Origin of the sequence: Pseudarthrobacter sulfonivorans (assembly GCF_001484605.1) — a bacterium.
Classification (GTDB): Bacteria; Actinomycetota; Actinomycetes; order Actinomycetales; family Micrococcaceae; genus Arthrobacter; species Arthrobacter sulfonivorans_A.
Genome location: NZ_CP013747.1, coordinates 4299915 through 4319947 on the forward strand (window position 1 = coordinate 4299915; position 20033 = coordinate 4319947).

The 20033-nt window shown below is 65.2% G+C and carries 21 protein-coding genes, 1 tRNA gene and 1 other RNA gene; 13 read left to right on the top strand and 10 right to left on the bottom strand.

Annotation, left to right across the window (positions count from 1 at the left end; translation table 11 throughout):
* The first annotated feature begins 5 nt into the window (after positions 1–5).
* From AU252_RS19530 to AU252_RS19540, 3 genes are read left to right on the top strand one after another with little or no spacing between them, the layout of a single operon-like run.
* Complete coding sequence (locus tag AU252_RS19530; RefSeq protein ID WP_058932130.1) at positions 6–950, top strand: NAD(P)-dependent oxidoreductase; 945 nt, start codon at positions 6–8, stop codon at positions 948–950.
* Positions 947–1717, top strand: a complete 771-nt coding sequence (locus tag AU252_RS19535) for an SDR family oxidoreductase (protein ID WP_058932131.1) — start codon at positions 947–949, stop codon at positions 1715–1717. Before AU252_RS19530 ends, AU252_RS19535 begins: the two co-directional genes overlap by 4 nt.
* Entirely contained in the window at positions 1717–2817 is a 1101-nt protein-coding gene (locus AU252_RS19540) for an L-idonate 5-dehydrogenase (protein WP_058932132.1), read from the top strand. Before AU252_RS19535 ends, AU252_RS19540 begins: the two co-directional genes overlap by 1 nt.
* 55 nt (positions 2818–2872) lie before the next feature.
* Here AU252_RS19540 and AU252_RS19545 read toward each other — a convergent pair whose 3' ends face one another.
* Positions 2873–3601 carry a FadR/GntR family transcriptional regulator gene (locus AU252_RS19545; RefSeq protein ID WP_058932133.1) on the bottom strand — a complete coding sequence of 243 codons (729 nt, stop codon included), beginning with the start codon at positions 3599–3601 and terminating at the stop codon, positions 2873–2875.
* Between the two features lie 172 nt (positions 3602–3773).
* On the opposite strand from AU252_RS19545, the gene gndA reads away from it, so the two are divergent.
* Positions 3774–5210: an NADP-dependent phosphogluconate dehydrogenase gene (gene gndA / locus AU252_RS19550; RefSeq protein WP_058932134.1), complete on the top strand. Its 1437-nt coding sequence runs from the start codon at positions 3774–3776 to the stop codon at positions 5208–5210.
* Positions 5211–5334: 124 nt separating this feature from the next.
* Entirely contained in the window at positions 5335–6168 is an 834-nt protein-coding gene (locus tag AU252_RS19555; RefSeq protein ID WP_058932135.1) for an oxidoreductase, read from the top strand.
* Positions 6169–6184: 16 nt separating this feature from the next.
* Here the strand turns inward: AU252_RS19555 and epsC are convergent, their stop codons facing one another.
* From epsC to msrA, 3 genes are all read right to left on the bottom strand, one after another.
* Positions 6185–6769: a serine O-acetyltransferase EpsC gene (gene epsC / locus AU252_RS19560; RefSeq protein WP_058932136.1), complete on the bottom strand. Its 585-nt coding sequence runs from the start codon at positions 6767–6769 to the stop codon at positions 6185–6187.
* Between the two features lie 39 nt (positions 6770–6808).
* Positions 6809–7744 (bottom strand): cysteine synthase A, encoded by a 936-nt coding sequence (gene cysK / locus AU252_RS19565; RefSeq protein ID WP_058932137.1) that lies wholly within the window; start codon positions 7742–7744, stop codon positions 6809–6811.
* A 65-nt stretch (positions 7745–7809) separates the two neighbouring features.
* Positions 7810–8334 (bottom strand): peptide-methionine (S)-S-oxide reductase MsrA, encoded by a 525-nt coding sequence (msrA, locus tag AU252_RS19570; protein ID WP_058932138.1) that lies wholly within the window; start codon positions 8332–8334, stop codon positions 7810–7812.
* 99 nt (positions 8335–8433) lie between these two features.
* On the opposite strand from msrA, the gene AU252_RS19575 reads away from it, so the two are divergent.
* Both AU252_RS19575 and AU252_RS19580 read left to right on the top strand, forming a co-directional pair.
* Entirely contained in the window at positions 8434–9357 is a 924-nt protein-coding gene (locus AU252_RS19575; protein WP_058932139.1) for a Nif3-like dinuclear metal center hexameric protein, read from the top strand.
* 121 nt (positions 9358–9478) lie between these two features.
* Positions 9479–10234 (top strand): zinc ribbon domain-containing protein, encoded by a 756-nt coding sequence (locus AU252_RS19580; protein WP_058932140.1) that lies wholly within the window; start codon positions 9479–9481, stop codon positions 10232–10234.
* 60 nt (positions 10235–10294) lie between these two features.
* On the opposite strand, the gene AU252_RS19585 is transcribed toward AU252_RS19580, so the two are convergent.
* Positions 10295–11059, bottom strand: a complete 765-nt coding sequence (locus AU252_RS19585; RefSeq protein ID WP_058932141.1) for a YaaA family protein — start codon at positions 11057–11059, stop codon at positions 10295–10297.
* 56 nt (positions 11060–11115) lie between these two features.
* Between AU252_RS19585 and rnpB the strand changes: the two genes are divergently transcribed.
* The 4 genes from rnpB (at position 11116) to AU252_RS19600 (ending at position 14455) form a co-directional block, all read left to right on the top strand.
* An RNA gene (gene rnpB / locus AU252_RS22890) (RNase P RNA component class A) lies at positions 11116–11502 on the top strand.
* A gap of 268 nt (positions 11503–11770) precedes the next feature.
* Positions 11771–13249 (top strand): glyceraldehyde-3-phosphate dehydrogenase, encoded by a 1479-nt coding sequence (locus tag AU252_RS19590; protein ID WP_083510482.1) that lies wholly within the window; start codon positions 11771–11773, stop codon positions 13247–13249.
* 79 nt (positions 13250–13328) lie between these two features.
* Positions 13329–13532, top strand: a complete 204-nt coding sequence (locus AU252_RS19595) for a hypothetical protein (RefSeq protein ID WP_058932143.1) — start codon at positions 13329–13331, stop codon at positions 13530–13532.
* Between the two features lie 125 nt (positions 13533–13657).
* The gene (locus AU252_RS19600; protein WP_058932144.1) at positions 13658–14455 is read left to right on the top strand and encodes an HNH endonuclease family protein; all 798 of its coding nucleotides are present in this window, start codon (positions 13658–13660) and stop codon (positions 14453–14455) included.
* Positions 14456–14464: 9 nt separating this feature from the next.
* On the opposite strand, the gene def is transcribed toward AU252_RS19600, so the two are convergent.
* The 3 genes from def to orn all read right to left on the bottom strand — a co-directional run bounded on the left by def (position 14465) and on the right by orn (position 15988).
* Positions 14465–15037 (bottom strand): peptide deformylase, encoded by a 573-nt coding sequence (gene def, locus AU252_RS19605; protein WP_058932145.1) that lies wholly within the window; start codon positions 15035–15037, stop codon positions 14465–14467.
* Positions 15038–15153: 116 nt separating this feature from the next.
* Positions 15154–15226 (bottom strand) — tRNA-His (locus AU252_RS19610).
* Positions 15227–15355: 129 nt separating this feature from the next.
* Positions 15356–15988, bottom strand: coding sequence for an oligoribonuclease (gene orn, locus AU252_RS19615; protein WP_082575783.1), 633 nt, complete (start codon positions 15986–15988; stop codon positions 15356–15358).
* A gap of 161 nt (positions 15989–16149) precedes the next feature.
* Between orn and mptB the strand changes: the two genes are divergently transcribed.
* The gene (mptB, locus tag AU252_RS19620) at positions 16150–17706 is read left to right on the top strand and encodes a polyprenol phosphomannose-dependent alpha 1,6 mannosyltransferase MptB (RefSeq protein ID WP_167349848.1); all 1557 of its coding nucleotides are present in this window, start codon (positions 16150–16152) and stop codon (positions 17704–17706) included.
* Between the two features lie 15 nt (positions 17707–17721).
* Here the strand turns inward: mptB and AU252_RS19625 are convergent, their stop codons facing one another.
* Entirely contained in the window at positions 17722–18498 is a 777-nt protein-coding gene (locus tag AU252_RS19625; protein ID WP_083510483.1) for a DNA alkylation repair protein, read from the bottom strand.
* A gap of 140 nt (positions 18499–18638) precedes the next feature.
* Between AU252_RS19625 and map the strand changes: the two genes are divergently transcribed.
* Complete coding sequence (gene map / locus AU252_RS19630; protein WP_058932146.1) at positions 18639–19406, top strand: type I methionyl aminopeptidase; 768 nt, start codon at positions 18639–18641, stop codon at positions 19404–19406.
* Here map and AU252_RS19635 read toward each other — a convergent pair.
* Entirely contained in the window at positions 19393–20028 is a 636-nt protein-coding gene (locus tag AU252_RS19635; protein WP_058932147.1) for a GNAT family N-acetyltransferase, read from the bottom strand. The genes map and AU252_RS19635 overlap by 14 nt on opposite strands.
* Positions 20029–20033 lie beyond the last annotated feature (5 nt).

Consider the following 20033-nt stretch of genomic DNA (forward strand, 5'->3'; position numbering starts at 1 on the left):
CTTAGATGGAAGACAGAGCAGCGGGCTTTGTAGGCCTGGGGCTGATGGGGCTGCCCATGGCGGCGAATCTGCTCCGCGCCGGCTGGGCGGTCACCGCCTTTAACCGTTCCGCGGGACCCCTGCAGGAGTTTGTAGCGCAGGGTGGCCACTCCGCGCCGGACGTTGGGACACTGCGGGACCTCCCGGTCATCGCGTTTATGCTCCCTGACCTGTCCTTCATCGAGGACGTAACGGCGGGTCTGCTGGTCAGCTGGCAAGAAACGCCGCCGCAGGCCGGTACCGCGGTGGTGGTCATGAGCTCAGTTTCACCGGCTAAGGTCCGGGACTTCGGACGCAAAGTCCAGGAGGCAAGCCAGGGCCGCGCCGCTGTGGTGGACGCCCCTGTCAGCGGCGGGACCAAGGGCGCTACGGAGGGGACACTGGCCATCATGGCCGGCGGTGCCGCGGACGATTTCCGGCGGCTCGAGCCATTCTTCAACGCGATGGGGACCACTGTCAGGCACATGGGCCCACTGGGCACGGGGTCGCTCGCCAAGGCCTGCAGCCAGCTCATTGTTGGAACCACGACGGCGGCGCTCGCCGAGGCGGCCGAGCTCGCCGAGCGTTCCGGGATGGATTCGGCGGCGCTTTTCAACGTTCTGGCCGGCGGCCTTGCCGGCAGCCGTGTGCTGGAGAATGTGGGACCGCGCCTGGTCCGAAAGGACTACACGCCAACGGGCCCGGCGAAATTTATGCACAAGGACCTGTCCTTTGTGCTCGAGTCAGCCCGGGCGGCCGGCGCTGCCGTGCCGATGGCGACAGCCGGCGTCGAGCTTTACGCCGAACTCAAGCGCCAGGGCCTTGGCGATCAGGACCTTGCCGTGGTCCGCCAGGTCATTTCGAATCTGAGCGACAACACCAATAACGCGGGAACTGCGGAATCCGCGACGAAAGGGACAGCTACACCATGAGTGGACTTTTTGACCTAACGGGGCGGGTTGCCCTGGTGACGGGCTCGAGCCGGGGGATTGGTAATGCGTTGGCGCGGGCGTTGGCGGATGCCGGGGCGACGGTGGTGCTGAACGGGATCAACGCGGAGCGGCTCAAAGCGGCCGAGGCTGCGATGGCCGCGGACTTTGCGCCGGGGCGGGTCCATAGTGTCGCGTTTGATGTCACGAGCGATGCCGAGGCTGCCCGGGGTATTTCGTGGGTGGAGGAGCACGTGGGGCCGTTGCAGATCCTGGTGAACAATGCCGGGATCCAGCACCGGGTGCCGATGCTGGAACTCGACGTCGCGGACTGGGAGCGGGTGATCAGGACGGATCTGACGAGCGCGTTCCTGGTGGGGCGTGAGGCTGCCCGGCACATGATCCCGCGGGGCAGGGGCAAGATCATCAATATCTGTTCGGTGCAGACGGACCTGGCCCGGCCCACGATCGCCCCGTATGTGGCGGCGAAGGGCGGGTTGCGGAACCTGACCCGGGCCATGACGGCGGAGTGGGCGGGGTCCGGGCTGCAGATCAACGGGATCGCCCCGGGCTACATCCATACGGAGATGACGCAGAACCTGGTGGACGATGAGCAGTTCAATGCCTGGATCCTGGGCCGGACCCCGGCGCACCGGTGGGGAACGGTGAAGGACCTGGCGGGCCCGGCGGTGTGGCTGGCCTCGGACGGTTCGGATTTTGTGAACGGACAGACGATCTTCATCGACGGCGGAATGACGGTGGTGGTCTGATGGGCACCTCAGCAGTGGCTCAGGGGACCGAAGCAACAGTTCTGCCTGCGTCGGGTGCGGCGGTGGTGGCGCATGCGGCCGGGGACCTGCGGATCGAGGAGGTCCCCCTGGCGGCACCGGCCGCGGACGAGGCCGTGGTGGAGGTTTCCTACGGCGGGATCTGCGGGTCGGACCTGCATTACTGGCTGCACGGGGCGGCGGGGGAGTCCATTCTGAGAGCCCCGATGGTGCTGGGGCATGAGATTTCCGGGACCGTGGTCCGGGCCGCGGCGGACGGGACCGGCCCGGCCGCAGGCACCCTGGTCGCGGTCCACCCGGCCACCCCGGGCCCCGGTGCGGGGGAGGTGCGGTGGCCGGCGGACCGGCCCAACCTCTCCCCGGGCTGTACGTATCTGGGCAGCGCGGCGCAGTTCCCGCACACCGACGGCGCGTTTGCCCGTTACGTGAACCTGCCTTCCCGGATGCTGCGGGTGCTCCCGGCGGGCGTGGATCTGCGGACCGCGGCGCTGATCGAGCCGGCCGCCGTGGCTTGGCACGCCGTCGCCCGGGCCGGGGACGTGGCCGGCAAGAGCGTGTTGGTGATCGGCTGCGGCCCGATCGGTGCGCTGGCCGTCGCGGTCCTCAAACGTGCCGGCGCCGCCTGGATCACCGCCGTCGACGTCCATGCCAAACCGCTGGAGATCGCGTCCGCCGTCGGAGCGGATCACACCCTGCAGGCCGGGGACGCGGACGCGATCGCCGCGGTGCAGGCCGACGTCGTCATCGAGTCCTCGGGCAGCCACCACGGCCTGGCCTCAGCCATCCAGGGCGTTGGGCGCGGCGGGACCGTGGTCATGGTCGGGCTGCTGCCCACCGGGCCCCAGCCGGTCCTGATCTCTTTGGCCATCACCCGGGAACTGGACCTGCGCGGATCCTTCCGCTTCAACAACGAAATCGACGACGTCATCACCGCCCTCGCCGACGGCACCCTCCACATCGGCCCCGTCATCACCCACGAATACCCCCTCAGCCAAGGACTCGAAGCCTTCGAGACCGCCAAAAACTCCGCCGCATCAGGAAAAGTCCTCCTCAACTTCCAACCGGAATATCTGAGTGATTGAGCGCGAACGGACACTTGAGGCCCCGCTCAAAGGGGGCTTAAGTGTCCGTTCGCGCTTAAGTCCGGCGGACCGGAATGAACACCCTGGGCTGGTCCGTCCACGTTCCTGACAGCCGGGACGTGGTGCGGCGCATGATCTGTTCGGATGCGGCCCGGGCCGTGGCGGCGTCCCCGGCGGCGACCGCCTCGGCGAGATCGACGTGCCATTGGAGCGCTCCCTCGTGGGGGTGGTCCGGCATTAGTCCGTGGACCGTGCGCCCCGTCAGGGTCTCCGCCACTTGCCCCATCAGGTTGGCGAACATTTCGTTGCCCGATCCGGAAAGCAGGACCGAGTGAAAAGCGATGTCCAGCTCCAGGAACTTCTGCGCGTCCCCGGTGTGGCCGGCGTCGCGCAGGGCATGGGCGATGTCCACCAGTTCCCGCCGCAGCTGCGCCGGTGCGTTGTTCGCGGCCAGCTCGGCCGCGGCGGGCTCGACGGCGGAGCGCAGTTCGATCAGTGACCGCAGCTGGGCGCCGCGGGCGTCGCTGGACAGCCGCCAGCGGATGACCTGGGAATCGAAGGGGTTCCAGCGGCTCGGCGGCAGCACGCGGATCCCCACCCGCTTGGTGGTTTCCACGAGGCCCAGGGACTGAAGGACCCGCACAGCCTCGCGGACCACGGAACGCGAAACCTGCAGTTCTTCCTCAAGGTGCTCGGCCAGCATGATGTGTCCGGTGGGCAGCTCGCCCGTGATGATCCGCGTGCCAAGGTTCTCAATGGCACGGTGGTGCAGGCTGGTCGACATGGACTCAAGCCTAAACTGGGATTGACTGGCCCCGTTCCACAAAGTGGGCACCGCTTCCCTCAAACCGATTGAATATATATGCTTTATTAGGATCCATCGGTTCGTGACAGCGTGCTTCGCAGCGAACGCGGAGCCATCTGCACATCCATTGCACAACGAAATTGGAGTTTTGATGTCTGCACACATCGGTGTCACCGGCCTTGCGGTGATGGGCGCCAACCTGGCCCGCAACCTGGCCCGCAACGGCTTCACCGTTGCCCTGCACAACCGGTCCGTCGAAAAGACTGACGCGCTGCTCGAAAAGCACGGTACGGACGGCGACTTCGTCCGCACCGAAACCCTGCAGGAACTTGTTGACTCCCTGGAGAAGCCCCGCCGTGTCCTGATCATGGTCAAGGCCGGCAAGCCCGTTGACTCGGTCATCGAGCAGCTTGAACCGCTGCTGGAAGCCGGCGACATCATTATCGATGCCGGAAACTCCCACTACGAGGACACCCGCCGCCGCGAAGCCGCGCTGGCGAAGAAGGACCTGCACTTCGTGGGCGTCGGCGTCTCCGGTGGCGAAGAAGGTGCCCTGAACGGTCCGTCCATCATGCCCGGCGGCTCCAAGGAGTCCTATGACGCCCTCGGACCGCTGCTGGAAAAGATTTCAGCCAAGGTCGACGGCGAGCCTTGCTGCGCATGGATAGGCACCGACGGTGCCGGCCACTTCGTCAAGATGGTCCACAACGGCATCGAATACGCCGACATGCAGGTCATCGGCGAGGCCTTCGACCTCCTCCGCTCCGGCGCGGGCATCGAGCCTGCGGAGCAGTCCAAGATCTTCACCGAGTGGAACAAGGGCGAGCTGTCGTCCTTCCTCATCGAAATCTCGGCAGAGGTCCTCGGCCACGTTGACGCGAAGACCGGCAAGCCGTTTGTTGACATTGTGGTGGATGCCGCAGGCCAGAAGGGCACCGGCCGCTGGACGGTCATCTCCGCCCTCGAGCTCGGTTCCCCGGTCTCCGGCATCGCCGAGTCCGTCTTCGCGCGTGGCCTGTCTTCGCAGGCTGAGCAGCGCAAGCTGGGCCAAGAACTGCTGGCCGGCGCGGAAGCATCCGTGGAAATCCCGGAGACTTTCGTCGAAGATGTCCGCCAGGCACTCTACGCCTCCAAGCTGGTCTCCTACGCCCAGGGCATGGACATGCTGACGTCCTCCGCCAAGGAATACGGCTGGGACCTCAAGCTGGACGAGATCGCCTCTCTCTGGCGCGCAGGCTGCATCATCCGTGCGGAGCTGCTCAAGGACATCACCAAGGCCTACGCCGCCGAGGAAAAGCCGGCCAACCTGCTGTTCGCCCCGGCCTTCACCCAGGCGATTGCCGACGCCCTCCCGGCGTGGCGCCGCGTGGTTGCCACGGCTGTCCAGCTGGGCATCCCGGTTCCCGTGTTCTCCTCGTCCCTGGCCTACTACGACGGCCTGCGCCGCAAGCGTGTGGCCGCAGCGCTGATCCAGGGCCAGCGTGACCTCTTCGGCGCGCACACCTACGGCCGCGTCGACGCTGAGGGCACGTTCCACACCCTGTGGGGCGAGGACAAGTCCGAAATCGAAGCAGTGGACACGCACTAATCCCCATGCTCTGATTGCATCAAGCTGCAAACCCTGCGGCCGGCACTTCCCGGATATTCTGGGAGCTGCCGGCCGTTGGCGTTTCCGGCAGCAGCCGCGGTGTCCGTCCATCCAAGGAGTCAGAATGCCCAAGCTAGTCGCATTTGTTACGGGAGCCTCCACGGGTATCGGCTTCGAGGCGGCGAAGAAGCTCAGCAGCCATGGCTTCATCGTCTACGCCGGCGCCCGCCGCGTGGACAGGATGGAGCCGCTGAAAGCGCTTGGCGTCCAGGTCCTGGCACTGGACGTGACGGACGACGATTCGATGCGCGCCGCCGTCGGCCGTGTCCTGGAAGAGCGCGGGCGGATAGACGTCCTGGTCAACAACGCCGGCTACGGCTCCTATGGGGCGCTGGAAGACGTGGATCTGGCCGAAGGCCGGCGCCAATTCGAAGTGAACGTCTTTGGCCTTGCCAGAATGACCCAGCTGGTCCTGCCGGCCATGCGGAGTGCGGGCCGGGGCAGGATCATCAACATCTCGTCCATTGGCGGAAAATTCTACGAACCCCTTGGTGCCTGGTACCACGCCACGAAGTTCGCCGTTGAGGGCATGAGCGATGCACTGCGGCTGGAAATGAAGCCGCACGGCATCGACGTCGCCATCATTGAGCCGGCAAGTACGCTCAGCGAATGGGGCCGGATTTCCGCTGACGGGCTGCTGGCCAGCAGCGGCGAGGGGCCGTACGCTGCCCAGGCAAAGCACATGGCGGATGTCCTGGCGTCCACGGACAGGCCGGAAACGTCGACGCAGCCAGCGGTGATTGCTGCGGCTGTACTGCACGCGGCCACGGCTGCGCGTCCCCGGACCCGGTATCCGGTGGGCAGGGGAGCGGCAGCCATTCTGGGCCTGCGGCGCGTCCTGCCGGACCGGCTCTATGACGCGGTGGTCATGGCAGTCCTGAAGCGTGTTGCCGGGTAGAGGCTGCAGTAACAGATCAGATCCGGTATTCGATGTCGTACTCGGCCGGATCCACTGCGGGCTTGGTTTCGCGCTGGGCATCGCGGTGGCGCCACTTGGCGGGCACTCCGGTGACAATCGATTCCGGCGGCGCGTCCTTGACCACCACGGCGTTGGCGCCCACGGCGCTGTCCCGGCCGATGGTGATGGGTCCCAGGATCTTGGCCCCGGCACCGATGGTGACCCGGTCCTCAATGGTGGGGTGGCGCTTGACCTTGGCCAGGGAGCGGCCGCCCAGCGTGACGCCGTGATAGATCATCACGTCTTCGCCGATTTCGGCGGTCTCGCCGATGACCACTCCCATGCCGTGGTCGATGAAGAAGCGCCGGCCGATCGTGGCGCCGGGATGGATCTCGATACCGGTCAGGAAGCGGCCCAGCTGCGACACCAGCCGCGCCGGGAACCGCAGCCCCGGGGTCTGCCACATCCGGTGCGTCAGCCGGTGGATCCAGATGGCGTGCAGCCCCGAATAAGCGAAAAAATTCTCAAAAGAACCTCGAGCCGCCGGGTCGTGGGACCGGGCGGCGTCGAGGTCTTCCTTCAGTCTTGCGAAAAAGCCCACAAAGTTCTTTCTACAGGAAACGGGGCGACAACGGACTGATCAGCCGCGGATGTCGTCATAGAGCACAGTGGAGATGTAACGCTCACCGAAGTCGCACACAACCGCCACGATCAGCTTGCCGGCATTCTCCGGACGCTTGGCAAGTTCCAGGGCACCCCAGACGATGGCGCCGGAGGAGATGCCGCCGAGGATGCCTTCCTTGACGCCGAGTTCACGGGCGACGCGGACGGAATCCTCCAGGGTGGCGTCCAGGACTTCGTCGTAGACGTTGGTGTCCAGGATTTCAGGGATGAAGTTCGCACCGATGCCCTGGATCTTGTGCGGCCCGGGAGCGCCGCCGTTCAGGATGGCGGAGTCCTTCGGCTCGATGGCCACGATCTGGACGTCAGGATTGCGTTCCTTCAGGACCTGGCCGACGCCGGTGACGGTGCCGCCGGTGCCGATGCCGGCGACGAAGATGTCCACCTTGCCGTCGGTGTCGGACCAGATTTCCTCGGCGGTGGTGGTGCGGTGGATCTCAGGGTTGGCTTCGTTGGCGAACTGCTGGGCCCAGATGGAGTTCTCCGTGTTGGCGACGATTTCCTGGGCCTTTTCCACAGCGCCGCGCATGCCCTCGGAACCCGGGGTCAGCACAATTTCAGCACCGAACGCCCGCAGCATAACGCGGCGTTCGGTGGACATGGTCTCGGGCATGGTCAGGATGACCTTGTAGCCGCGGGCAGCGCCCACCATGGCCAGGGCGATGCCGGTGTTGCCGGAGGTGCCTTCAACGATGGTGCCGCCGGGCTTGAGGGCGCCGGACTTCTCGGCGGCGTCAACGATGGCCACACCGATGCGGTCCTTGACGCTGTTGGCCGGGTTGTAGAACTCCAGCTTGACGGCCACAGTGGCGCCCAGGCCCTCGGTGAGCCGGTTCAGGCGGACCAGCGGAGTGCCGCCGACCAGCTGCGTTACATCGTCATAGATCCGTGCCATGTAGATATGCCTATCTCTCAAGAGTGAATGCTGAGGTCAGCCTAACGATGGCTGAGCGGCCGCTGCTAAGCATTAAGCCATGCAGAGTAATATTTCCTGGCCTTCGCGAGCTTCGGATTGATGATCACCTGGCAGTAGCCCTGCTCGGGATACTTGGCGTAATAGTCCTGGTGGACGTCTTCCGCCACATGGAACCGTGGCAGCCGGCTGACCTCGGTCACAATCGGGTGCGACCACAGCGCCTGGTTCCGTTCGATGGCTTCCTCGAAGAGAATCTTCTCCTCGGTGGTCTCATAGAACATGGACGAGCGGTACTGCGTGCCCACGTCGTAGCCCTGGCGGTTGAGCGTGGTGGGATCGTGCAGCGCGAAGAACATGTCCAGGATGACCTCGGCCGGGATGACGGACTCGTCGAAGGTGACCGCCACGACCTCAGCGTGGCCCGTGGTTCCGCCGCAGACGGAGTAGTAGTCAGGCCGGGGGTCATGGCCGCCCGTGTAGCCGGAAATCACCGAGGAGACTCCCTTGGTTTTCTGGTAGACAGCATCAAGGCACCAGAAGCAGCCCCCGCCAAGAACAAAAGTTTTCATGTCCTCTTCAATGGTTGAGCGCGCCGGATGATTCCCAGACCACCCTACGAGACTTTGAAAGATGCCGGGCAAACGGCCCGATGGGGTAAAACTGAGACTATGGAATCTGCAGACACCGGCGTTACAGATGCGGACAAGCACGACGACGGCACCCTTACGGGGGAGGACGCTGCAGCGGATGGTCCGGCTGCTCCCACGCTGGGCCAGGTGCTGCTGGCGGTCGAGGAACTCTGGCCCGAGTCGCTGGCCGAAAACTGGGACGAAGTAGGGCTCGTGGCCGGCCACCCGTCAGCGCCCGTGACCAGGGTGATGTTCGCCGTTGATCCCACGCTCACGGTGATCGAGGAAGCGGTGGAATGGGGTGCCGAGCTCCTGATCACCCACCACCCGCTGCTTCTCAAAGGGGTCACGTCCGTGGCCGCTACCACCGCCAAGGGCCAGGCCATCCACCGTCTCATCGAGTCTGGCACCGCGCTCCTGACCGTCCACACCAACGGTGATTCCGCCGTCGGGGGCGTTTCCGACGTCCTGGCTGATGCGCTGGGACTGGAGGGCGTCGTCCCGCTGACCGTTGCCGCAAACGGCCTGCCCGAGGAAGGCATCGGACGCGTGGGTGATCTGGCGGACGTGATGAGCCTGGGCGATTTCGCAGCCAGGGTGTTCGGCATCCTGCCGTCGGTGGCCGGGGGAGTCCGCGTGTCCGGGGATAAGGATGGGCTGGTGCGGCGTATTGCGGTTTGCGGCGGGGCGGGGGATTCCCTGTTCAACGAGGTGCGGGCCAACAATGCCGACGTCTATGTCACCGCCGACCTCCGGCACCATCCGGCGTCCGAAGCCCGCGAAGCGGCAGTGAACGGCCGGCCGTACCTGATTGACGTTTCGCACTTCGCCAGCGAATGGCTCTGGCTGCCCGCCGCGGCGTCGGCACTGGGCAATGTGCTCGCCGATCAGGGCCACGACGTCGAGATCCAGGTAAGCACCACCAACAGCGATCCGTGGGACTTCATTCTGACTCCGGGCTAAGCCTGGCGTGCGGGGCCCCGGGGGACCCTAGCGAGCCCGGGGAGCACGCTAGGCGCTAGAGTCTATACAGCGCCGATACGGTGCCCGGCTTCGGCCGGATTGGATTCAGCGGAGGTAAATAGTGGCCAAGGCAGCACCGGCGGAACAGTTGAAGTTGCTCGAACTGCAGGGGCTGGACGCAAAGCTCAAGTCCCTGTCCAACCGCCGCCGGGCCCTGGAAACCGATCCCCGGATCGAGGACCTGCAGTCTGCCCTGTCCGTCGCCAACGGTGAACTCGGCTCCGCCAAGATGGCTGTCCATGACGCCGAAGCAGAGCTGAAGCGTGCAGAGGCCGACGTCGAACAGGTCGCCTCCCGCATCGAACGCGACGAAGCCCGGCTCAACAGCGGAACGGGGCTGTCAAAGGACCTCGTGGCCCTGCAGAAGGACATCGCGTCACTGAACAGGCGCCGCTCCGACCTTGAGGACGTGGAGCTGGAAGTTCTGGAACGCCTGGATTCCTTGCGCGAACGGCAGGCGGCCCAGCAGCTCATCGTGGACAACGTCCAAGGCTCTTTCGGCGGCATCCGGGCCGAACTCGATGAGGCCCTGGCCGAAGTGGCCGCTGAAGCGACCGTTGTCAGCGGGAAGCGCGCCGAATTCGCTGCAGAACTCGACGCCGGGATGCTGGCTGTCTACGAAAAGACGCTGGCAAAGCGGGGAGTGGGCGCCGCCCGGTTGTTCCACGGAACCTCTGAAGCCTCCGGCATGAAGCTGAGCCCCGGCGACCTCGCAGAAATCAAGGCCGCCGCCGAAGACGACATTGTGTTCTGCCCGGATTCGGGTGCCATCCTGGTGCGCTCCGCCGAGTGGAACACCCCCGCCCCAACTGCCTAGCAGCCCATGTAGGTAGCGCTAACTGTCGTTTTGAACGTTCAAAACGACAGTTAGTGCTACCTAGTTGGGAAGGATGATATTCAGGGCGTGCGGTTTCCGCGCTGAACCGTCAACCAACTCCGCGTCCCATTTCTCGCGCGCGGCCTTCAGCAGCTGTACCGGGGTCTGCGGGGCGTTGCCGCGGCGGGCCAGCAGGTGCCGTGCCAGCTCGCCGCGCGTGTGCTTGGCGAAGTGGCTGACCACCTTGCGTACACCGTTGACCTCGGTGAATACGTTGACAGCCACCGTCTGATCCGGCGGCGGTGCCCATGCCACGGCATACGTGCTGGAGCGGCAGTCCACGAGCAGATGTCCGGACACCGACTCCGCGAGTGCCTCCAAAAGCTGCGGCTTCCAGAACGAGGCGAGGCGGCCGACGTCGGGCAGTGCCGTTCCCATCGACAGCCGGTAGGCGGGCACACTGTCGGCGAAGCGGATGGCACCCCACAGGGCCGAGATCACCAGCACCGAAACATCGGCCTTCCGGCGCTGCGGCGGGGTCAGCGTTTTGTAGCCGAGGGCGTCGTACAGAACGCCCGAATAGATCTGGTGCGCAGGGGCCGCCGGTTCGGCGTGGAGCCGGGTGTTGCGTTCGACGTCGTCCTGCAGTGATGCGCCGACGCCGAGCAGCGCGAGGGCATCCTCATGTGCACTCACCGTCCCCAGCGCTTCCAGGACCTTGGCCCGGTAGGTGTTGAGTTCAGGAAAACTCAGTGACGGCCAGTCGACGGCGGACCCGCGGACTGCGGGGGTCTTGCCTTCGGAGGGGGGAAGCAGAATCAGCACCGTACGATCCTACCGGCGACGGAGGGGCCTCCTTCCGGCGGTAGACTGGCTGCGGATGGGTTGACCAGGCGGCCGCGCGTCACGCAAGTGGCTCGAGGAACGTCCGGGCTCCGCAGGGCAGGGTGGTGGGTAACGCCCACTCGGGGTAACCCGCAGGCCAGTGCCACAGAGAACAGACCGCCTGCGTCTTCCGGCAACGGAGGCTCAGCAGGTAAGGGTGAAACGGTGGTGTAAGAGACCACCAGCTTCCCGGGTGACCGGGAAGGCTAGGTAAACCCCACCCGGAGCAAGGCCAGACAGGACACGTTTGAGGGCTGCCCGCCCGAGTGTCCGGGTAGGCCGCTGGAGGGCGTCGGCAACGGCGTCCGTAGATGGATGGCCGCTACTCCCGCGCTGGTAACGGCACGGGAGCACAGAACCCGGCGTATCGGTCAACCCATCCAACACCACCCGCCGGGCACCGACCCGCCCCGCATGTGAGTGATTTCACGCCGGTTGCGGCGGTCCGCGGTGTCGCTCCAGCCTAGAATAGAGAGCGAACGTAGAAGTTCTGCCGCCGGGTCTGCGTTCGCAGCCGGTGGCTTTTCTTTACGCTTCTCCACGGCACCCGGGATGGACCGCATCCTGCCGGTGCCAGAGCCCCTGGACAACATCAGGTGGCCGCCAACCGCGTACGACGACGTATGCGGCTGAACCGAGGAAGGTAGTTCTGTGAGCCAGACGTCAGATTCTTGTCTTGATACGTGGATGGGCCGGGAGGCTCTCGCCGAGGCCATGATTCCGGTGATTGGCCGGCTGTACCGCGAAAACAACGTGGTGACCAGCATTCACGGCCGCAGCCTGATCAACAAGTCCACCATGAACATCCTCAAGGCGCACCGTTTCGCCCGCCGCATGAGCAACACCGAGCTCCTGCTCGAAGAGACCGCACCGCTGCTGAACATCCTGGCTCAGCTGGAACTTGGTGCGGCGGCCATCGACGTCGCCCGCCTGGCAGAGAAGTTCAAGGCAGAAGGCGACGGCGCCACCCTGGAAGAGTTCCTCCGCGCCGAGCTTGCCGAGGTAGTGGGCAAACGTGGCGGCGATGACCGCACCAGCACCGACGTTGTGCTGTACGGCTTTGGCCGGATCGGCCGCCTCCTGGCGCGCCTCCTCATCGAAAAGGCAGGCGGCGGCCACGGCCTTCGCCTTCGCGCCATTGTGGTGCGCCGCGGCTCGGACAAGGACCTCACCAAGCGCGCCAGCCTCCTGCGCCGCGACTCGGTCCACGGCTCGTTCGAGGGCACCATCCGGGTGGACGAGGACGCCAACACCATCACCGCGAACGGTGTCCAGGTCCAGGTCATCTACTCGGACAACCCCGCCACGATCGACTACACCGCGTACGGCATCCACAACGCCCTGGTGGTGGACAACACCGGCCGCTGGCGTGACGCCGAGGGCCTGTCCCAGCACCTGCAGAGCAACGGCGTTGCCCGCGTGCTCCTCACCGCCCCGGGTAAGGGCGCGCTGAAGAACATCGTGCACGGCATTAACCACGGCAGCATCGAGGACACGGACCAGATCGTGTCCGCGGCGTCCTGCACCACGAACGCCATCACCCCGGTCCTGAAGGCCATCAACGACAAGTTCGGTGTTATTCACGGCCACGTTGAGACGGTCCACTCCTTCACGAATGACCAGAACCTGATCGACAACTTCCACAAGGGTGACCGCCGCGGCCGCTCCGCCGCGCTGAACATGGTGATCACCGAAACCGGTGCGGCCACCGCTGTGGCGAAGGCACTGCCCGAGCTGCTGGGCAAGCTCACGGGAAGTTCCATCCGCGTCCCCACCCCGGACGTCTCGCTGGCCATCCTGAACCTGAGCCTGGAAAACGGAACCACCAAGGATGAAGTGAACGACTACCTGCGCCAGATGTCACTGCATTCGGACCTGCGCAAGCAGATCGACTACATCGATTCGCCGGAGGTTGTTTCCACCGATTTCGTCGGGTCACGCCGTGCCGGCATCGTGGACGGCCTCGCCACCATCGCCAATGACAAGAACGTCATCCTCTACGTCTGGTACGACAACGAGTTCGGCTACAGCTGCCAGGTAGTCCGGGTCATGGAGGAGATGGCCGGCGTCAACCCGCCGTCCTTCCCCGCCAAGGAAGCCGCTGCTGCCTTGGCCGCAATCGCCGTCTAGGCCCGTCTGCCGGGCTGGCTGCCCGACATTCCCGGCTGATTCGCTGGAATCAGCCGGGAATCGGGACCACACTGGTGGCATGGATAACGAAACTCTCCACGAGACCACCCTTGAACACGCCCTCGACGTCGCCAAGGCCAACCACAAAGAAGCCATCAGGCTCCTGGAGCAGGCCCGTGCGTCCCGGGCTTCCGGCGACGTCGGCGACGACCGCGTGCGCCAGCTCGAAGGGCTCCTCAAGGTTGCCGAAGAAGACCTGCGCCGCGTAGCCCGGGAGCAGTAGCCGGCCATAGCAGTAGGCGGAACACCCGGGCCACTCGTCCTCCCCATTGTGGATAACCGCATGGGTGTCAGTGGGGTGGCCTAGGCTCTTCTGGTGCATTACATTTCCGGAAGAGCCGGTTGCCCATGACCGTCAGCTGGCGTGCCTACCGCCGTGCCCGCCGCCGCTCGAGGCAGGCCTGGGCTCTGCTGGCGGTGCTGGCCCTGTCCGCAGTGGGCTCCGCGGGGTGGTTTTTCACCGCGGGCCAGTTCGTTGCGGCAGAACCGGCAATCGCCGGGCCCCGCGAGGCGCCTGTTTTCGACGGGACCTGGATGAAGCCCGTGATCCCGGTGCACGCTGTACCGCAGGGGAGTGCCCTGACCGCCCTCGAGCGGCTTTCCGTCAAGGGACGGGCTCCCAAGGACAATTACCAGCGGGAGGCCTTCGGGCAGGCCTGGCTGGACGTGGACCGGAACGGCTGCGACACCCGTAATGACATCCTCCGCAGGGACCTCACCGCTGTGGGCTTCACGGAGGGTTCCAAATGCAAGGTAGTGTCAGGGTCCATCCATGAGCCGTACACGGGCAAAGCCATGGAGTTCCGGCGTGGCCCGGAAAGCAGCAAGGAAATCCAGATTGATCACGTGGTGGCGCTCAGTGACGCGTGGCAGAAAGGCGCACAGGGGCTGACCCTGCAGCAGCGCCAGAGCCTGGCCAACGATCCGATAAACCTCATCGCCGCGGACGGTCCTGCAAATCAGCAGAAGAGCGCAAGCGACGCCGCCAGCTGGCTGCCGAAGAACAAAAACATCCGCTGCCATTACGTGGCCCGCCAGATCTCGGTGAAGGCATCCTATGGACTGTGGGTCACGCAGCCGGAGAGGGATGCGATGAAGCGCGTCCTGGACTCCTGCCCGGACCAGCCAACCATTACCGCGAGGTAATGCGTCGGCTCAGTGGCCGAACGGGTCCGGATCCACGCCGGGCATCCAGGTCAGGCCGGGCACACCCCAGCCGCTCTTCTTGGCCAGTTTCATGGCCTTCCGTGCATAGCGGTCCATCAGCCGGTTGACGTAGAGCTTTCCGTCGAGGTGGTCGTATTCGTGCTGGATGACCCGTGCGAACCATCCGGTCGCTTCGAACTCCACAGGCTGCCCTTGGCCGTCAAATCCTTCCACCCGCGCCCACTCCGCACGCTTGAGCGGGTATGCGCCGCCGGGGAAGGAGAGGCAGCCTTCTTCCTCTTCCTCGGGGTCCGGCAGCGCGCCAGAGATCTTGGACAGGGTCAGTACCGGGTTTACCAGGACCCCGATGGGCGGTGCGCCGTCGTCATTGGGGTACTTGTACACAAAGATTCTTTTGCCCACACCAACCTGCGGCGCCGCCAGGCCCACGCCGTTGGCGGCGTCGTTGGTTTCAAACATGTCCGCGATCAGGGTGCGCAGTTCGTCGTCGAAAACCTCCACCTCGGCGGCGCGGCGGTGCAGCACCGGTTCACCCCAGACGGTGATTGGCAGAACTGTCATGTCAGGCGGCCCTTCGTGCGTGCGGCGTGGCGCCGGCGGTTATGCAAAAAAATGGAGGCCGTACCGGATATCCGGTACGGCCTCCAAATGGACGGCTTTTACTGCCGCCCTACAAGGGTGAGCTACGGGGGTTGAACCCGCGACCTCCTGGACCACAACCAGGCGCTCTGCCAACTGAGCTAAGCCCACCATGTGCCCCACAGATTTCCCGGTGGTCCGGTGCTCTGGAAAGGCAACTCAAATAGCTTACCTGCTGTTTGAGGGTGCTTGCGCCACTTTTTGGGGTTTTGCGAAAATTTCCGCCAAACGTGGCGCAGATTACTCTTTCGGAATACCTGCTGTGCCCGGCGAGGCAGTGATGCGCTGGGCGACTTCGCGGGCCGTGGCGCTGTCAGGCCCCGGAGCCGGAACGAAAACCGCCTCGCGGTAGTAGCGGAGCTCGTCGATGGAATCCTGGATGTCACCCAGGGCGCGGTGGCCGCCCTTCTTGGCGGGGGACTGGAAGTAAGCCCGGGCGAACCAGCGGCGGGAGAGTTCCTTAATGGTGCTCACGTCGATCACGCGGTAATGCAGGTGCTCCACAACGGCCGGCATGTCGCGGGATAGGAAGACGCGGTCGGTCCCTACGGAGTTGCCGCCCAGCGGTGCCTTGCGCGGGTCCGGCACCCACTTTTCGATGTATTCCATCACGGCGGCTTCGGCCTCGGCCATGGTCTTGCCGTGCGGCAGTTCCTTGAGCAGCCCGGACCGGGTGTGCATGTCCCTCACGAAGTCGTTCATCTGGGCGAGGGCAGCATCCTCAGGCTTGATCACCACGTCCACACCGTCGCCGAGAATGTTGAGCTCTGAGTCCGTCACCAGCGCCGCCACCTCGATCAGGGCGTCGTTCTTGATGTCCAGGCCGGTCATTTCGCAGTCGATCCAGACGATGCGTTCGTTAGATATAGGCACCGGACCAGCCTACCGTTTAGCTCCGGCGCAACCGTCCGATGCTAGGATTTCGGGTACATGGGGCGAGGATTTTGCCGCTGTGCAGTGTCTGCGCGGCCCGGGCGGCCACAGCCGCCCGCGGGACTGAAGCGCCGAGTGTAAAGAGATTGGACGATCCTGAGATGACGGCGCCTGTGCCTGCAACGGGGGAGATGGCGGCCAGCGTGATCCCGGAGCCCGGTGCGGCAGAAGTGGATAACGCCAGGTCCCCCATCCTTGCCGGTCTTGTCGGCTCGGTGCTTATGGTGTTCGGATCCCTCGGCGTCGGCTGGCTGGCCCCCGTTTCCGAACTCCGCCGCGTACCGATCTTTATCTGGATGCGGACGGAGGCCATCGGCGTTGCCCTGGCCATCGTGCTGGTTGCGGTAGGCGGCATGCTCCTGGTCCGCTCCTGGCTGAGGCTCGGCCAGCGGGTCCGCGTATGGGGGCCGGCGGCGCGAAAGGCAACGCTGCAGGCCATCGCAGCATGGGGCCTGCCGTTGATGTTCACCGTCCCGCTCTTCAGCCGCGACGTGTATGCCTACATTGGTCAGGGCAGGCTGATGGTGGAGGGGTTCAACCCCTACGAGAACGGCATCTCGGCGTTGTCCAACTATTTCCAGCTTGGCGCCGACAAGCAGTGGACTGAAGCTCCCGTGCCGTACGGCCAGCTGTTTCTGTGGATCGAGCAGTTTGTGGTCTGGTCCACCAACGTCCAGCCCGAGGCCAGCGTGATGCTTTTCAGGCTCGTGGCGCTGTTTGGTGTGGTCCTCTGTGTCATCTACGTGCCCAAGCTGGCCGAGCTTCACGGCGTCAATCCGCACCGCGCCTTGTGGCTCACCGCGGCCAACCCCCTGTTCCTCACCAACTTCATCGCCAGCGTCCACAACGATGCCCTCATGATCGGGTTGGCCCTTGCCGGGCTGTACTACGCGGCCACCAGGCGCGTGGTGCTGGGCATAGTCCTCGTCACTCTTTCCATCGCCGTCAAGCCCATCACCATCGTTTTCCTGCCGTTCATCGGCCTGATCTGGGCAGGCAAGAACGCCGGCTGGCCGCGGAAATTCCTGTTCTGGGGACTGACCGGAGGGCTGAGCCTGGCCATTCTGTACGGCCTGAGCCTCGTCAACGGGTTCGGCTTCGGCTGGATCAATGGGCTGTCCGCCCCTGGCAGCCTCTTCATTTGGTACGCGCCGGTGGGCTTGGTGGGGCTGATGGTCGCTTCCGTTTCGAACGCCTTCGGCCTCGACGGGTGGACGCTCGCCGACTGGGTGTTCGACGCCGGCAAAATACTTGCCGTAGGCATCGTCGCCTTCCAGATATTCAGGGGTGAGCATGAGCGGCTGATCCGCCGCCTCACCTTGGGCTTTGCGGCCATTGTGGTGCTGGCGCCGATGATCCAGGCCTGGTACGTGGTGTGGCTCATCCCGCTGTTCGCGGTGACAGGCATCCGCAATGACTGGCAGGTCAAGGCCCTGTATTTCATCGTGTCGTTCTTCATGATCTACGCCATTTCTGACCAGCTGGAGGTATTTCCCTACCTCCAGACCGAGGACCTGGGACTTGCCCTGGTCCTGGCCCGCTTCGCGGCGGCGATTACCGGCCTGCTTTTTGCCATGTACCTGATCTTCATGGATCCGGACACCAAAAGGCTTTTCCGGAAGTCGGCCGAACCGGTGACCGAACGCCCCGTTATCTAGTCTCCGCAGGCGCGGTTATCCGGCGCCGGTGATTCCCGCCGTCGTGCCCTGTTCCAGATGCCGCAAGGCTTCCTTCCGGGACAGCGGACTCAACCGCGTGCCCTTTTCCACCACGAAATCGTGTACCCACTCCGGGTCCGTTTTGGCGTATTCACGGAGCGCCCAGCCAATGGCCTTCCGGATGAAAAACTCCGGGTCCGCCAGGTTCGGCTCAATGACAGCCCGCAGCAGGTCCTGATCCGTGCTGGCCTTGGCCTTCAACTGCGAGGTGATGGCCGACCGCCTGATCCAAAAGTCCTGGTCTGTACTCCAGGCCACCAGCAATTCGGTCATCATGGGCCGGTGGGCCTGAAGAAGCCCGCCGATACGATGCGACACCCCATCCACGAAATCCCACCACGCGCCGGTGCGGATGATCTCCTCATAGACAGGGAGCATCAGCTGGTCACGGGCCACCAACCGGAGGCTTGTCAGGTCAATGGCCGCATAGCGTTCCTCACGTACAGTGGAGCCGCGCCAGAGTTCAAGCACCGTGGCCCGCAACTGGCCCGCCGACGTAACGGGATGGACGGAAGCAGCGGCCAGCGCCAGCCGCCTGACTTCCGGGACTCTGACGCCCAGTGACGGCAGAGTGGACTTCATATACGCCTGCGCGCCAGTGGCCCGCACCGGGTCCGTCCGCTCCCGCAGCCCCGCGCGCACGGCATCCAGCAACTCGCGGTTCGGAGTCTCTGTGGCCGGAGCTTCCGTGACCGGTGCGTTCGTGTCCAGCGATTCGTCATTCGGCGGCATTCGGTCCATGGTGCAACTTTAGCGAGGTGCCGGCGGCGTGGATGTCGGCCGGTCCATCCTCAGCGGGACGGCTCTAGAGTGGGACCAGACAAACTGCACGTTCCCGTGAACCGTGCCACCCGACGTCGGAGGTTCCCTGCATGTCCATGATCAAGACTCCCGAGCAGATTGCCCTCATGCGCGAAGCCGGGCGGGTGGTGGCCAATACGCTGGCGGCGGTGCGTGAGGCCGCCGGAGTGGGCGTCACCCTGCGTGACCTCGATGCGCTGGCCGCCGAGACGATTGCCACGGCGGGAGCCACACCGGCCTTCCTGGACTACCACCCGCGCTGGGCCGCAGTTCCGTTTCCCGGCGTGATCTGCACAAGTGTGAACGACGCCGTGGTCCACGGAATCCCCGACGGCTACAAACTCCAGGACGGTGACCTGCTCAGCGTGGATTGCGGGGCATTCCTGGAGGGCTGGTGCGGCGATGCGGCCGTCAGTTTCATTGTGGGAACACCCGATCCTGTGGACCAGGCCCTCATTGATGCCACGGATGCCGCCTTGGCCCGTGGGATCGAGGCAGCCCGGATCGGCAACAAAATGGGCGATCTTGCCTACGCGATCGGCGGCGCCGCGCGGCGGGCGGGCTACGGTCTGCTGGCTGACCACGGCGGCCACGGGATCGGCCGCACCATGCACGCCGAACCGCCGGTGCCCAACGACGGCAGGCCGGGACGCGGGATCAAGCTCACCGACGGGCTGGTCATCGCCATCGAGCCCATGCTAATACTGGGCCGCAAGGACGACTACTACCAGGACGACGACGGATGGACGCTGCGTTCCGCCAACGGCGGCCGGGCTGCCCACAGCGAACACACAGTGGCCATCACTGCCGATGGCCCGCTGATCCTTACGCTCCCTTAGGTCCGGTGAGGCTCACGCGCACCACGGCCCGCCCTGGGACGGCGCTGCTGGCCACGGTGAACCCGGCGCGCAGGAAGAGGTTCAGCGTGCCGTGGTAAAGGTCTGCGGGTCCCGCTTTGGGCCGCTGCTCGCGGTCCACCGGGTAGCCTTCCACAACGTCGGCACCATTGAGCCGGGCATGCTCGACGGCGGCGCGCAGCAGCGCGGCTGCCACACCCCTCCGGCGGTGGCCGGCGGCGACCACGAAGCAGGTCACTGACCACACGCTGTCGGCCGCATCCGGTGGTGCTGTTTCGGAATCGGGCGGCCCTGATTCCTCCGCTTGCCGAAGCACGCGGGAGCGAAGCACACGTGGATAACAGGTCCGTGGCTCCACGGCGCACCAGCCCACGGGCTGACCGTCGACGAAGGCGAGGACGCCGGGGGCTGGGGAGCCGCCGTCAAACTTTTCCTTCAACTGTGCCTTGCGGGCGGCCGGATCCAGCGCCGAGTACTCCGGACCCGTGAGGGCAAAGAACCGGCACCAGCAGCGGGACGGCTCACCGGGCCGGCCGAACAGCCGCTCGACGCCGTTCCACTGCGCCGCGGCCGTCGTCAGGCCGGTTGCGGGCCCGTCCGTCATGCTGG